This is a genomic window from Roseixanthobacter psychrophilus, from assembly GCF_043195195.1.
GTDB lineage: Bacteria > Pseudomonadota > Alphaproteobacteria > Rhizobiales > Xanthobacteraceae > NCEH01.
The window spans coordinates 34,483-47,485 of the sequence record NZ_JBAFWT010000010.1; the positions used below are offsets into that span (position 1 = coordinate 34,483).

Sequence of the window (13,003 nt, forward strand, 5' to 3'; positions counted from 1 at the left end):
TTGGAAGGGCGCGTGGGCGCTATCGACAGGAGCGGATGGCTGGTCCCCGCGTCCCCGCGCCCGCGCTCTCGTCTGCGCAGGTTCCACAAGCGCACGAGAGGTCTTCCATGAGCGACGATCCCCTTCATCCGCGCCCGGTGGACCGGGCGCTGGATCGCAACTTCCGACATGGCCAGTCCATGGAGCCGAACTATTCCGGCGCGACGTCCTTCTTGCGCCGGCGTTATGCCAAGGATGGCGGTGACGCTGAGTGCGTGGTGTGGGGCATCCCGCTCGATGTCACGGTCTCCAACCGTCCTGGCACGCGCTTTGGGCCGCGCGCCATCCGCGCCGCATCCGCGATCCTGGATGGGGATGATTTCTATCCGTTCGGCTTCGATCCGTTTGCGACGCTCGATGTGGCGGATGCCGGGGACTGCGTGTTCGATTACGGCCTGCCTTACTCCATTCCCGGTGCGATCGAGGCACAGGCGGCGCAGCATTTCGCCCGGGGCTCCCATCTGGTGACCCTGGGCGGCGACCATTTCCTCACCTATCCGGTCCTGAAGGCGCTGGTGGCGCATCTCGGCGCGCCCATAGCGCTAGTTCAGTTCGATGCCCACCAGGACACCTGGGACGACGACGGCACACGTGTTGACCATGGAACCATGATCACTCGCGCCGTGAAGGACGGGTTGATCCGCGTCGATCGCTCGGTGCAGGTGGGGATCCGGACCCATGCGCCTCAGACCTTCGGCATCGACGTGCTGCACGGCTATGACGCCGCCGACCTCGGCCCGCGCGGCGTCGTGCGCCATATCCGCGAACGGGTGGGAGATGCACCCGTCTACATGACCTTCGACATAGACGCCCTCGACCCAGCATTCGCCCCCGGAACCGGGACGCCGGTCTGCGGCGGCCTTTCGAGTCGCGAGGCCTTGATGATCCTCGGCGGGCTCGGCGATCTCGACCTGAAGGGATTTGACGTCGTGGAGGTCTCGCCACCCTACGACCATGCGGAGATCACCGCCCTGGCCGGGGCGAGCCTGGCCGCCACCTATCTGTGCCTGCTCGCCCAGCGCAAGGCGCAGGGACAGAGCATTGCGCTCTAGCCAGGGAGCGCTGATCGCGATGATACGGCGCCTGTTTCCTTTTGTCGTGCCAGTCGCCGGGCTCGTTCTCGCGCTCGGCTGGCCGGTGTTTTTTCCTCTCTTCGGCCGCGGTGCCGAATGGTTGGCCTCGCTGCTCATGATGGGCACCATCTTCGCCGCCGTAAATCATGCCGACACGGTTTCCGCTCGCCTGCCGCAGCCGTTCGGCACCCTGGTCCTTACCTTCAGCGTGACCCTCATCGAAGCGTCTGTGCTGGTGTCGATGATGCTGAACGGGGAGAACAATCCCACCCTTGCCCGCGAGGCGGTGCTTTCCACGGTCATGTTCGTGCTCACCGGTGTGGTCGGTCTGTGCCTTCTAATCGGCGGGTTGCGCCATCGCGAGCAGGAGGTGCGCCAGCAGGGACTGAGCGGATTCCTCTCGGTCATCATGGCCATTTCGGTTCTGGCGCTGATCCTGCCGAGCGCAACGTCCTCAGGCGAGCATGGCGTCGCGAAGACACTTGATGTCGCGCTTATCATGGTCGGCGTGGTGCTACTCTACGGTTCGTTCCTATTCATGCAGACGGTGCGGCATCGCGATCATTTCCTCGGCTGGGACGAGAGCGAGGAGCGTGTGGCGACGCCGGTTGAGTTCTGGCGCGGCGTCGTGTTCCTGCTGGTCAGCCTCGGCGGGGTTGTGCTGCTTTCGCACTATGTGGCGGAAGGTGTCGAGCGGTTCATGGACCGGCAGGGCCTGCCGGATCCGGACGCGGTTGTGGGAGCAATCGTGGTGGCGATCCTGCTGCTGCCGGAAACCATCACGGCCGTGCGCTCTGCCCGGCGCAACCGGTTGCAGCGGGCGCTGAACGCGGCGCTGGGCTCGGCCCTTGCCACCATTGGCCTGACCATGCCTGTGATGGTTGCCGTGAGCTATATCGTCGACCGTCAGGTGACCCTCGCTCTCGACCCGGAAGACCGTGTGCAATTGCTGCTGGCGCTGGTGCTGAGCATCGTCTCGTTCGGCACTGGCAAGACCAATGCTCTGACAGGACTGGTGCATCTGGTGCTTTTCCTGGTCTATGTCCTGACGCTTTTTTCACCGTGAGCCTGGCGCCTGCGCTTCGGCGCGGTGGACACCGCCCGGACGCGGTGGCATGGTCCGCGCGATCAAGGGGCGAGGCGTCAAGCAGCGAGGCGTGGGCCGTGAAAGAGTTCCTGCTCTATATCTTTACCTGGTGGAACAAGCAGACGGTCGGCACCATGGTGTGGACCCGTCGCTTTGGCGAATTCGTGGGGCAGGACGAAGCGGGCAACCGTTATTTCCGGACCAAGGGCGGCGCCATCGACCCGCTGCTAGGTTTCGAGCGTCGGTGGGTCATCTACCCTAATTATGCCGACAGCACGACCATCCCAAGTGGCTGGTACGGGTGGATGCACCACCGCACCGATACCCCGCCCACCGAGGAAGCCTACACGCCGCGCGAGTGGCAGAAGCCGCATCTTCGCAACATGACCGGCACTCCAGGCGCTTATCGGCCCAAGGGGGCCTTTCCCGGCGGGCGCAACCGACCGGAAGTCACCGGCGACTACAAGGCATGGACGCCCGGCGAGTGAGGCGTCGTCCATCCCGTGTCGGGCGCACCTCTGTGCGGGCGCGAAGGTGAGCGGGCGTGCCGCGCTTTCGATCCTGCGGGCCTGATTCGCCCTCGCGATGCCGCATTGCAGGTGATAACCAGCAAGGAGTTGGGCGCGCCGTGCCGTGCCGTGTGCATCGGGAGGACGGTCTTTTTTGCGCCCCCTCTCCTTTTTGCACATGGACGTTTCGGAACGGGCCCACCCCTTGGCACGTTCGGGTTTGCGTTTTCATGGTCAATGTCCAATTTGAGCCGCGTCGGCTGTTCCAAGGGTCGTCGTTGACGCATGCCGCAGCGGCGGGCGCCGGACAGGCAGGCGCTGCTGCTCTCGGCCTTGCCCTCGGGCTATGCGTGATGATCGCGCCTGCATTTGCTCAGAACCGCAGCGGCATCGAATCAGCACCGCTGGCTCCCCCGTCCGGTTTCGGAACGTCTACCTCACCGTCCCCCGCCGGGTCCGTGCAGCGGCCCTCTGCACCGCAACTGCCACCTCCGGGGTCGCCGCGCCCGCCCGGACAGGGCCAGATGCCCGCCCCCACAATTGCACAGCCTCCGGCTGCGGGAACGCCCTCCGCGGCAGGCGACACGGGTGATATGGTGGTGGTGCAGCCTCCACCCGAACACATCGCCAATCGAACTGCGGTATATGCCGGGCTGGACAAGATCACCGGCCGCATCACCTCGTTCGAAGTGGGCATTGGCGAGACGGTTCAGTTCGGCGCCCTGCAGGTGACACCCCGCGTGTGCTACACGCGCCCGCCGACGGAGACGCAAAACACCACCAGCTTCACCGAAGTTAACGAGATCACCTTGAAGGGCGAGGCGAAGCGGATCTTTACGGGGTGGATGTTCGCATCCAGCCCGGGTCTGCATGGGGTGGAGCATCCCGTCTATGATGTCTGGCTGACCGACTGCAAGGCCACCGCCCCTGCCACCGGCAAAGCCGCGGGCCAGAAGTAGAAGTCGCCTTCCACCTCCAGCGCCTGCTCGAGCTGGCGATGATATTGGCGCCGGCTGATTTCGATGGCACCGAGGCTTTCCAGGTGGCTGGTCACGAACTGGGTATCCAGCAGGCGGAAGCCGCCGGCCCTCAGCCGCGCCACCAGATGCACCAGCGCGACCTTCGAGGCATCGCGCTCTATGTGGAACATGCTCTCGCCGAAGAAGGCACCGCCGAGCCGCACGCCATAGAGCCCGCCCACCAGCCGGCCGTCGCGCCAAGCCTCCACCGTGTGACAGCGGCCGCGCGCGAATAGTTCGCCGTAGAGCCGCCGGATCCGGGCGTTGATCCAGGTCTTGGCGCGCCCGTCCTGCGGAGCGGCGCAGCCGCCGATCACGCCATTGAAATCATGGTCGATGCGGATTTCGAACTTGTCCGAACGGATGGTGCGGGCAAGGCGCGAGGAGACCTTCAACCCGTCGAGCGGAAAGACGCCGCGCCGTTCCGGCTCGATCCAATAAAGGCCGGGATCGTCAGCGCTCTCAGCCATGGGAAAGATGCCGCAGGCATAGGCCTTCAGCAGCACGTCCGGGGTGATTTCGACAATCGGTTCGGTGGGGCGGCTCATAGGTCTATTGAAGGAGCATATAACTTGAGCGAGGATGTGGCGCTTTGCCGCCCTGCGCCCATGCGAGCCGCGAGGAGCGGCCCGGTGCGGCATGTCGCCTTCATATTAATCCTGCCGCGAATGCGTAGTGCATTTGTCATCCGGTCGCGCTAACTGCCGTCGAGGGTTCACCGGGGCGTGAACCGCTTGCGTCTTCTTCTACGCGGTGGATCTGCCATGCTTCTTCAGCTCACTGGTGGAAACGAGCCCAATCCCGTGCGGCAGCACCGGTTCTCGATCTTCGATATCTTTGCCTTCGCGGTGATCTTCGCCCTGTTCGCGCTGTTCACCCACGGCACGCAGGAGACCCTGGTTCCGATCGCGCAATTGCAGCAGACGCCGATCTCGCTCGATCCGGCGATGCTGCCGGAATATGCCCTGCGCACCACGCTGCGCATGCTCGCGGCGATCGTCGCCTCGCTGGTGTTCACCTTCATTTATGGCGCCATCGCCGCAAAAAGCCGGCGCGCCGAAATGGTGCTGATCCCGATCCTCGATATTCTCCAGTCGGTGCCGGTGCTGGGATTTCTATCCTTCACCGTGGTGTTCTTCATGGGCCTGTTCCCCGGCCAGGTGCTGGGGGTGGAACTGGCGGCGGTGTTCGCCATCTTCACCAGCCAAGCCTGGAACATGACCTTCAGCTTCTACCAGTCGATGAAGACCTTGCCGCGCGACCTGGAGGAGGTGTGCGACGGCTTCGGCCTCACCGGCTGGCAGCGCTTCTGGCGGCTGGAAGTGCCGTTTTCCATGCCGGGGCTGGTGTGGAACACCATGATGTCCATGTCCGGCGGCTGGTTCTTCGTGGTGGCCTCGGAAGCGATCTCGGTGGGAAATACCACCATCACCCTGCCGGGCATCGGCGCTTATGTGGCCACTGCCATCGCCGACCGGGATATCGCGGCCGTCGCCTATGCCGTGCTGGCCATGCTGGTGATCATCCTACTGTACGATCAGGTGCTGTTCCGTCCGCTGGTGGCGTGGGCGGAGAAGTTCCGCTTCGAGCAGGCGGCTGGCGGGCCGCCGCCTCGTTCCTGGGTGCTCGATCTGGTCAAGCGGGCGCATTATTTCCGCATCGTGCTCTCGCCCCTGGGCAGCCTTGCCCGCGCGCTCGGGCGCATGCCACTGCGCGCGCCGGTGCGTGTGCCCCGCAAGGTGCACAGCGCCTGGGGCAGCCGCACCATGGACCGTATCTGGGCAAGCCTGGTGATCGCCGCCGCGCTCTACAGCCTGTGGGTGATCGTCGCGTTCGTCGCCACCGAGGTGGAAGGCGGCGAGGTGCTGCACGTTCTCTATCTCGGCTTCCTCACCTTGCTGCGCGTGGTGGTGCTGATTTTCCTCGCCTCGCTGGTCTGGGTTCCGGTCGGGGTGTGGATCGGCCTCAATCCGAAGGTGGCGACCGCGGTGCAGCCGCTGGCCCAGTTCCTCGCGGCGTTCCCGGCGAACATCGTGTTTCCGTTCGCCGTCGTGGGCATCGTGGCGCTGGGGCTCGACCCGAACATCTGGCTCTCGCCGCTGATGATCCTGGGCACCCAGTGGTACATCCTGTTCAATGTGATCGCCGGCGCCAGCGCGTTCCCAGGCGACATGCGTGAGGCGGCGTCCGCCTTTCACATCCGCGGCTGGCACTGGTGGACCAAAGTGATCCTGCCAGGCGTGTTTCCGTATTATGTCACCGGCGCGCTGACCGCGAGCGGCGGCTCCTGGAACGCAAGTATCGTCGCCGAGGTTGCGAGCTGGGGCGACACGACGCTGCGCGCCGAGGGGCTTGGAGCCTTTATCGCGGACGCTACGACTGCCGCCGATTTCCCGCGCGTCACGCTCGGCATTGCGGTCATGTCGCTCTACGTCATCGCCTTCAACCGCGTCTTGTGGCGACCCCTGTTCACCTTCGCGGCCCGCCGCCTGCGGCTCGACTGAGGAGACCTCTCATGCTCGAAATCACGACCCCGGTCGCCACCACGCCCATGCTGTCGGTGTCCCATGTGGTGCAGGCGTACCGCAAGAGCGACAACAACCGCTTCCTGGTGCTGGACGACGTTTCGCTCGCCATCCAGGAGGGGGAGATCGTCGGCCTCCTCGGCCGCTCGGGCTCGGGCAAATCCTCATTGCTGCGGATCATTTCCGGCCTCGCGGCGCCGGTGTCGGGCGAGGTGACCTGGTGTGGCCGCAAGCTGGACGGGCCGGCCCAGGGCATTTCCATGGTGTTCCAGACCTTCGCCCTTTTCCCCTGGCTCACCGTGCTGCAGAATGTTGAAATTGGCCTGGAGGCCATCGGCATCGAGGTGGCCGAGCGCCGCCGCCGCGCCGAGCAGGCCATCGATCTGATTGGCCTCGGCGGCTTTGAGACCGCCTATCCCAAGGAATTGTCAGGCGGCATGCGCCAGCGCGTGGGGTTCGCCCGCGCCCTCGTCGTGCATCCGCGCCTGATGCTGATGGACGAGCCCTTCTCGGCCCTCGACGTGCTGACCGCCGAAACCTTGCGCACCGACATCATCGATCTGTGGACCGAGGGTGCGTTGCCGATCAAGTCGATCCTCATCGTCACCCACAATATCGAGGAAGCGGTGCTGATGTGCGACCGAGTCCTGATCTTTTCCTCCAATCCGGGCCGGGTGGCGCATGAGATGCCTATCCCGCTTGCCCATCCGCGCGATCGACTGGCGCCGGATTTTCGCGCTTTGGTGGAAGAGATCTATTCACGCATGACCAATCGCGATGGGCCCGGCGCCGAGTTGAACAAGCCCGGCGCCAGCCGGGGCCATGAGATCACCATCACCACGCCGCTCACGGCCGTCTCAACCAACGTGCTCGCCGGCTTACTCGAGGAACTCACCGACGCGCCCTATAACGGACGCGCAGATCTGCCGGCGCTGGCGGATAACCTCAACATGCCGGCGGACGCGCTGTTCCCGATTGCGGAAACGCTTCAGATGCTGCGCTTCGCCGATGTGGAGAGCGGCGATATCCTACTTACTGAGGCGGGGCGGCAGTTCGTCGAGGCCGACGTGGACGACCGCAAGGAATTGTTCTCCAAGCATCTGCTCGCCCACGTGCCGCTTGCCGCCCACATCCGCCACGTGCTGGAGGAGCGGCCGAGCCACAAGGCGCCCTGGTCGCGTTTCGAGGATGAGCTGGAAGACCATATGTCCGAGGAATTTGCCGACGAGTCGCTACGCGCAGTCATCACCTGGGCGCGCTATGGCGAGAGCTTTGCCTATGACGAGCAGGTGCAGCAGTTCAGTCTGGGCGAGGAGGATTGAGCGGGCGGCCGAGCCGTGACGCAGAGCCCGCGCCCTCAAAGCAGGAGGGCGCATGGCACAGGATAGAGTTTCCCTCGCCCGCTTCGTGGAAGCGCAGGACGGCGTGATCGAGCAGGTGCTGGCCGAGCTTCGGGCCGGGCGGAAGCGCAGCCATTGGATGTGGTTCGTATTTCCGCAGATGCGCGGGCTTGGGCATTCGCCCACAGCCGATTTCTACGGCATCTCATCCCTGGCGGAAGCGCGCGCCTATCTGGCGCACCCCGTGCTCGGTGCCCGTCTCATCGCCTGCACGCAGGCGGCGGAGGCCCAGGACGGACGCAGCATTTCGGCTATTTTTGGCACGCCCGACGATCTGAAATTCCACTCCTGCATGACCTTGTTCGCCAAGGCGGCAGGGGCGGGCGACAGCGTGTTCCACGCGGCGCTGCAGCGGCATTTCGGCGGGCTTCCGGATCCGGCGACGCTCGCTCTGCTCGGGTCCGACTGAGCGGCCGGGCGATCGGCCCGGCCGTGCGTGTGGCGCTCAGCGTGCCGGCTTGTCGGAGCCTTCGCCCTCGGCCAGGAAATGCTCCAGCCAGTGGATGTCGTACTTGCCTTCCGCGATGTCGTGGGTGCGCACCAGCACGCGGAACAGCGGCAAGGTGGTATCGATGCCGTCGACTACGAATTCGTCTAGCGCGCGGCGCAGGCGGTTGAGGCATTCGGAACGGGTTTTTCCGTGGACGATCAGCTTGCCCACCAGGGAATCGTAGTGTGGTGGGATGACATAGCCCTGATAGGCGTTGCTATCCACGCGGATGCCCAGCCCGCCCGGCACATGATAGTGCGTGATGCGCCCAGGAGAGGGGCGGAACGTGCTGGGATGCTCGGCATTCACCCGGCATTCGATGGAATGACCCTCGATCACCACATCGGCCTGGGTAATGGTAAGCGGCTCGCCGGCGGCGACGCGGATCTGTTCGTTGATGAGATCGATGCCGGTCACCATCTCGGTCACCGGGTGCTCGACCTGGATCCGGGTGTTCATCTCGATGAAATAGAACTGCCCGTTCTCATACAGGAATTCCACCGTGCCGACGCCGAGATACTGCAGCTCGCGCATGGCCTTGGCCACGGTCTCGCCGATCTGCGTGCGCTGCTCGGCTGTGAGGGCCGGGGAAGGGGCTTCCTCCCACACCTTCTGGTGCCGGCGCTGGAGCGAGCAATCGCGCTCTCCGAGATGCACCGCATGGCCCTTGCCGTCGCCGAGCACCTGGATCTCGATGTGGCGCGGTGTCGAGAGGTATTTCTCCAGATAAACCGCGTCATCGCCGAAGGCGGCCTTGGCCTCGGTGCGGGCGGTGGACAGCGCCGTGGAGAGATCCTCCTCGGTCATCGCCACCTTCATGCCACGGCCACCCCCGCCGGCTGCTGCCTTCACCAGGACCGGAAAGCCGATCTCCTTAGCGACGCGGTGCGCCTCCTCATCCGAATGGATGCCACCTTCCGAGCCGGGGACGACCGGAATGCCGAGCCGCTGGGCGGTGCGCTTGGCCTCGATCTTGTCGCCCATGATGCGGATATGCTCCGCCTTGGGGCCGATGAAATGGATCTTGTGGTCCGCCAGGATCTCGGCGAACCGCGCATTCTCGGCCAGGAATCCGTAGCCGGGATGCACCGCGTCGGCACCGGTGATCTCGCAGGCGGCCAGCAGGGAGGGAATGTTGAGATAGCTGTCGCGCGCGGCAGGAGGGCCGATGCATACGCTCTCGTCTGCAAGGCGAACGTGCATTGCGTCGGCATCGGCGGTTGAATGCACGGCGACGGTGGCGATCCCCAATTCCTTGCAGGCCCGCAGGATGCGCAAGGCGATCTCGCCGCGATTGGCGATCAGGATTTTCTGGAACATCTGAGGATGCCTGCTTTCACCTGAAACTATTTTTGGCCCGTCCGCGCAGCGGCGCGCGGATCGGGGCAGTCCTGGTCACCCGGGTCAGCCCAGCGCCTCCGCGCCAAGCTCACGCGCTCCAACTCACTCGATGACGATCAGAGGCTCGCCATATTCCACAGGCTGGCCGTTCTCCACCAGAATGCGCGTCACCGTCCCGGCGTGCGGCGCGGGGATGGCGTTCATGGTCTTCATGGCCTCGATGATCAGAACCGTCTGGCCTTCCTTGACCACCGCTCCAAGCTCGACAAACGGGGCGGCGCCCGGTTCGGAGGCGAGATAGGCCGTTCCGACCATGGGCGAGGACAGCACGCCGGGATGCTTTGAGAAGTCTGTCGCAGCAGCGGCCGCTGCGGGTGCTTCCACCGTTGCGGCAGGCGCCGACGTATAGTTCGAAGGCGGTGCGGCAATGGTTACCGGCGCCGGCGTGCGCACCACACGGATGCGCAACGCGTCCTGCTGGACCTCGATCTCGGTCAGGTCGGTTTCCGAGAGAAGCTTGGCGATTTCACGCACCAGCGCGGTGTCGATGGGGGGTTTGGTGGGTTTCATCATGGTCCTGCGATCGTGTGGCCTGGGCGGCCGCACAAGGGCTCCTTGCGGATATTCGTGCGGGTCATGCGGGTTTGGTCCGGCCTGTGGCGAGGGCCGCGATGCCGAGCACGTAGCTCTGCGGGCCAAAGCCGCAGATCACCCCGCGCGCAACCGGGGAAATATAGGAATGGTGGCGGAATTCTTCGCGGGCGAACACGTTGGAAAGATGCACTTCCACCGTTGGCACGCCGCAACCGCCAATGGCGTCGCGCACCGCGACCGAGGTATGGGTATATGCCGCCGCGTTCAGCACGATGCCGAAGGCGCCGCGCGCCTCCTGGATATGCTCCACCAGCGTGCCCTCGTGGTTGGTCTGGCGAAACACGAGCTCCAGCCCATGGCTGTCGCAGGCGGCGCGGCACAGGGCCTCGACGTCCGCGAGCGTCGCAGCGCCATATATCGCGGGTTCCCGCGTGCCGAGCAGATTGAGATTGGGTCCGTTCAGGACGTGGATGGTGTCGGGCATCCCTGACCGTTTATCCGTGAACCCGGCCAAGCCGGGCCCCGGCGTTATAGGGGTCCCCGTGCGACATGAAAAGCGCCGTTGCACGCAATACACTGCCGAAGCGCGCCGCACGGGATGCGGCGCGTCGGCGAGGCGCAGTTGGATGCCGGGGGACCTGATGCCTCAATTGGCGACGGGCTTGCGGGCAGCGTCGATCGCCACCTTGAGCTTGTCCGCACCCACTGCGCCGACGATCACGTCGTCGCCGACAATGAAGCTGGGCGTCCCGTTCAGGCCAAGGGCCTGCGCGATCTTCATGCTTTCATCGAGCGTCGCGTTGAGCTCCGGCGAGGTGGCCTGCTTTTGGAGCAGCGCCGGGTCGATGCCAACCTCCTTCGCCACGGCCAGCGCACGTGCGCGGTCGGCTTGGCCCTTTCCGCCCAGCAGGGCTTGGTGGAAGGCAAGGTACTTCTCCGGTGCGACCATGCGGACCGCCACAGCTACCTGGGCCGCCTCCACGGACGCCGGGCCGAGGACCGGGAATTCACGCAGGACAACCTTGAGGTTCGGGTCGGCCTTGATCAGCGTATTCATGTCGCTGAGCGCATGTTTGCAATAGCCGCAATTGTAATCGAAGAACTCCACCAGGGTGACGTCGCCCTTGGGATTGCCGACCACCACGCCGCGCGGACTGTTGAAGACCAGATCCTTCATCGCCTTGAGAGCGTCTTTGCGCCCGGCGTTCTCGGCCTGCTGCTGGCGGGTTTCCAGAACCGTGATGGCTTCCTGGAGCACCTCGGGATTCTTGAGCAGATAGTCTCGGATGATCGGCCCCATCTCAGCCTTCTCTGCGTCGGTGAAGGCTGCAGCAGGGGTGATGGTGGCCAGGGCCGGCGCAAGCGCGGCGAAGGCGGCAAGAGCGGCGCGCGGGCCAAGGCGGGACAGCATTTAAATCTCCAGTTTTATAAACAGCGCCTGTTAACGCTGGGCAGTGGCGGGTGGCTTGGAATTAACGATGTCGTCAGATTTCAACCACCCTGGGGACCCTTGGGGGAATCGGTTACGGGCGCGGGCTGCCAGTTCCCGCGCGGTCTTGAAATCGCCCGAGGCAAGGGCGGCTTGGGCGGCGGCGAAATCAGCGTTCGCAAGATCTCCCTTGCGACCGTAGGCCTGAGATAGGGACCGCCAGCCGGAGGCAGAATCGGGGTCTCGCTGCGTTGCGAATAACAATTCGCGGATTGCCTCATCATTATAGGCCGGATTGCCGGACTGCACGAGCGCCTGCCCCAGCATGGAGCGGATGAGAGGATTCCCATTGGTCATGCTCACCGCCTGCTTGAGTGGTGCCACGGCTTGGCCGGCCCGGCCTGCCTCCAGTAGCGCCTGTCCTTTTAGCTCAAGGAAGTAGGGGTTTTTGGGCTGTTTGGCCGAAAGGGCGTCGATTTTGGCGACCGCGTCGTTCACATTGCCGAAACGGTAGGCGGAAATAGCACGTGCATATTGCGCAGGCAGCGATGTGTCCGAAGGCGGGTAGCGGCGATAAACGACTTCCGGCCGCTCCATGAAGCCGTTGAGCTTGGCCCGCATCATGTCGTGGCGTGCCTGAAGGGCAGCGGGATCCTTGGCATTGTAATAGGGGCTGGCCTTTGCCAATTCTTCCAGCGCGGCGATGCGCTCGCGCGCCATCGGATGGCTAAGCAGATAGGGATCGATCCGCTGGCTGATGAACAATTGCTCGTTCTGAAACCGCTGGAACGTTTCAAGCATGCCCTTTGCGGACTGCTGCGTGGCATTGAGATATTTCACAGCCGAGCGATCGGCCGCCTGTTCCTCGCCGCGCTGATAGGAGAGCAGCGAACGACGGATCATCTCCTGCGGGGCTGTCATCGCGCCGGCACCGGCGCTTGCGAGCCCGCTCGATCCGGTGGCTGCCCCCGCTGCCACCCCGGCGCCGGCCAAGAGCATGCCCACGATCGCCATGGTCTGGGCGCCGGCAAGTTGCTCTCGCATGCGGGCAAGGTGCCCACCTGCGATATGTCCCGTCTCATGGGCGAGCACGCCGATGATCTGGTTCGGCGTTTCCGAATCCATCAGGGCACCGACATTGACGAAGATGCGTTTTCCGTCGGCCACAAAGGCATTGTAGCTGCGGTCGCCGATCAGGACGACTTCCACATTCTGCTGGGTGAGCCCTGCGGTCTTCAGGATCGGCCGCGTATAATCGCGCAGCAATTCCTCAATCTCGGCGTCGCGGATGATCTGGGTGCGGGGCCGAGCCGAACTTTCCTGGGCCAACGCCGACGGCGCTGGGAGAAGGGCAATGGCGAGCAGGGCGAGGCCATGTCCGGACGCACCCGCAAGACGCCGCACGGCGCCGGACACGGAACGAGGGAAAGTGGCCGTCAAGCTCATCGAACGCGCATGCTCTCTTTCGTCTTAGCCCATGAGCAGCGATGCCCGCAT

13 protein-coding genes are annotated in these 13,003 nt (G+C 64.6%); 7 read left to right on the forward strand and 6 right to left on the reverse strand.

All coding sequences use genetic code 11. From position 1 onward, the window contains the following. The first annotated feature begins 107 nt into the window (after positions 1-107). The 4 genes from speB to V5F77_RS11605 all read left to right on the forward strand — a co-directional run bounded on the left by speB (position 108) and on the right by V5F77_RS11605 (position 3,667). Positions 108-1,091: an agmatinase gene (speB, locus tag V5F77_RS11590; RefSeq protein ID WP_429005505.1), complete on the forward strand. Its 984-nt coding sequence runs from the start codon at positions 108-110 to the stop codon at positions 1,089-1,091. Further along, positions 1,081-2,178 (forward strand): calcium:proton antiporter, encoded by a 1,098-nt coding sequence (locus tag V5F77_RS11595; RefSeq protein WP_429005506.1) that lies wholly within the window; start codon positions 1,081-1,083, stop codon positions 2,176-2,178. The genes speB and V5F77_RS11595 overlap by 11 nt, the downstream gene beginning before the upstream one ends. Positions 2,179-2,276: 98 nt before the next feature. After that, the gene (locus tag V5F77_RS11600; RefSeq protein WP_429005507.1) at positions 2,277-2,687 is read left to right on the forward strand and encodes an NADH:ubiquinone oxidoreductase subunit NDUFA12; all 411 of its coding nucleotides are present in this window, start codon (positions 2,277-2,279) and stop codon (positions 2,685-2,687) included. Positions 2,688-3,232: 545 nt separating this feature from the next. Next, positions 3,233-3,667: a DUF2155 domain-containing protein gene (locus V5F77_RS11605; protein WP_429005508.1), complete on the forward strand. Its 435-nt coding sequence runs from the start codon at positions 3,233-3,235 to the stop codon at positions 3,665-3,667. Here the strand turns inward: V5F77_RS11605 and aat are convergent. Further along, positions 3,598-4,275 (reverse strand): leucyl/phenylalanyl-tRNA--protein transferase, encoded by a 678-nt coding sequence (gene aat / locus V5F77_RS11610; protein ID WP_429005509.1) that lies wholly within the window; start codon positions 4,273-4,275, stop codon positions 3,598-3,600. The genes V5F77_RS11605 and aat overlap by 70 nt on opposite strands. 216 nt (positions 4,276-4,491) lie before the next feature. On the opposite strand from aat, the gene V5F77_RS11615 reads away from it, so the two are divergent. The 3 genes from V5F77_RS11615 to V5F77_RS11625 are packed head-to-tail and all read left to right on the forward strand — an operon-like array spanning position 4,492 to position 8,061. Next, entirely contained in the window at positions 4,492-6,231 is a 1,740-nt protein-coding gene (locus V5F77_RS11615) for an ABC transporter permease (RefSeq protein WP_429005510.1), read from the forward strand. Positions 6,232-6,242: 11 nt separating this feature from the next. Continuing rightward, complete coding sequence (locus V5F77_RS11620) at positions 6,243-7,574, forward strand: ABC transporter ATP-binding protein (protein ID WP_429005511.1); 1,332 nt, start codon at positions 6,243-6,245, stop codon at positions 7,572-7,574. Between the two features lie 52 nt (positions 7,575-7,626). Beyond that, on the forward strand, positions 7,627-8,061 hold the full coding sequence (locus V5F77_RS11625; RefSeq protein WP_429005512.1) for a DUF1810 domain-containing protein: 435 nt from the start codon (positions 7,627-7,629) through the stop codon (positions 8,059-8,061). A 36-nt stretch (positions 8,062-8,097) separates the two neighbouring features. Here the strand turns inward: V5F77_RS11625 and accC are convergent, their stop codons facing one another. From accC to V5F77_RS11650, 5 genes are all read right to left on the reverse strand, one after another. Continuing rightward, positions 8,098-9,462: an acetyl-CoA carboxylase biotin carboxylase subunit gene (gene accC / locus V5F77_RS11630; protein WP_429005513.1), complete on the reverse strand. Its 1,365-nt coding sequence runs from the start codon at positions 9,460-9,462 to the stop codon at positions 8,098-8,100. 123 nt (positions 9,463-9,585) lie between these two features. Beyond that, positions 9,586-10,056 carry an acetyl-CoA carboxylase biotin carboxyl carrier protein gene (accB, locus tag V5F77_RS11635; protein ID WP_429005514.1) on the reverse strand — a complete coding sequence of 157 codons (471 nt, stop codon included), beginning with the start codon at positions 10,054-10,056 and terminating at the stop codon, positions 9,586-9,588. Positions 10,057-10,117: 61 nt separating this feature from the next. Continuing rightward, positions 10,118-10,561, reverse strand: coding sequence for a type II 3-dehydroquinate dehydratase (gene aroQ, locus V5F77_RS11640; RefSeq protein ID WP_429005515.1), 444 nt, complete (start codon positions 10,559-10,561; stop codon positions 10,118-10,120). A gap of 162 nt (positions 10,562-10,723) precedes the next feature. Continuing rightward, entirely contained in the window at positions 10,724-11,488 is a 765-nt protein-coding gene (locus V5F77_RS11645) for a DsbA family protein (protein ID WP_429005516.1), read from the reverse strand. A 30-nt stretch (positions 11,489-11,518) separates the two neighbouring features. Continuing rightward, the gene (locus V5F77_RS11650; RefSeq protein WP_429005517.1) at positions 11,519-12,952 is read right to left on the reverse strand and encodes a M48 family metalloprotease; all 1,434 of its coding nucleotides are present in this window, start codon (positions 12,950-12,952) and stop codon (positions 11,519-11,521) included. Positions 12,953-13,003: the final 51 nt, after the last annotated feature.

Bases quoted from the DNA above. Each gene is read 5' to 3' on its own strand.
- V5F77_RS11620 (WP_429005511.1), top strand. From the start codon at position 6,243: ATGCTCGAAATCACGACCCCGGTCGCCACCACGCCCATGCTGTCGGTG.
- V5F77_RS11645 (WP_429005516.1), bottom strand. From the start codon at position 11,488: ATGCTGTCCCGCCTTGGCCCGCGCGCCGCTCTTGCCGCCTTCGCCGCG.
- accC (WP_429005513.1), bottom strand. From the start codon at position 9,462: ATGTTCCAGAAAATCCTGATCGCCAATCGCGGCGAGATCGCCTTGCGC.
- V5F77_RS11650 (WP_429005517.1), bottom strand. From the start codon at position 12,952: ATGAGCTTGACGGCCACTTTCCCTCGTTCCGTGTCCGGCGCCGTGCGG.
- V5F77_RS11605 (WP_429005508.1), top strand. From the start codon at position 3,233: ATGCCCGCCCCCACAATTGCACAGCCTCCGGCTGCGGGAACGCCCTCC.
- V5F77_RS11615 (WP_429005510.1), top strand. From the start codon at position 4,492: ATGCTTCTTCAGCTCACTGGTGGAAACGAGCCCAATCCCGTGCGGCAG.
- accB (WP_429005514.1), bottom strand. From the start codon at position 10,056: ATGATGAAACCCACCAAACCCCCCATCGACACCGCGCTGGTGCGTGAA.
- V5F77_RS11625 (WP_429005512.1), top strand. From the start codon at position 7,627: ATGGCACAGGATAGAGTTTCCCTCGCCCGCTTCGTGGAAGCGCAGGAC.
- aroQ (WP_429005515.1), bottom strand. From the start codon at position 10,561: ATGCCCGACACCATCCACGTCCTGAACGGACCCAATCTCAATCTGCTC.
- speB (WP_429005505.1), top strand. From the start codon at position 108: ATGAGCGACGATCCCCTTCATCCGCGCCCGGTGGACCGGGCGCTGGAT.
- aat (WP_429005509.1), bottom strand. From the start codon at position 4,275: ATGAGCCGCCCCACCGAACCGATTGTCGAAATCACCCCGGACGTGCTG.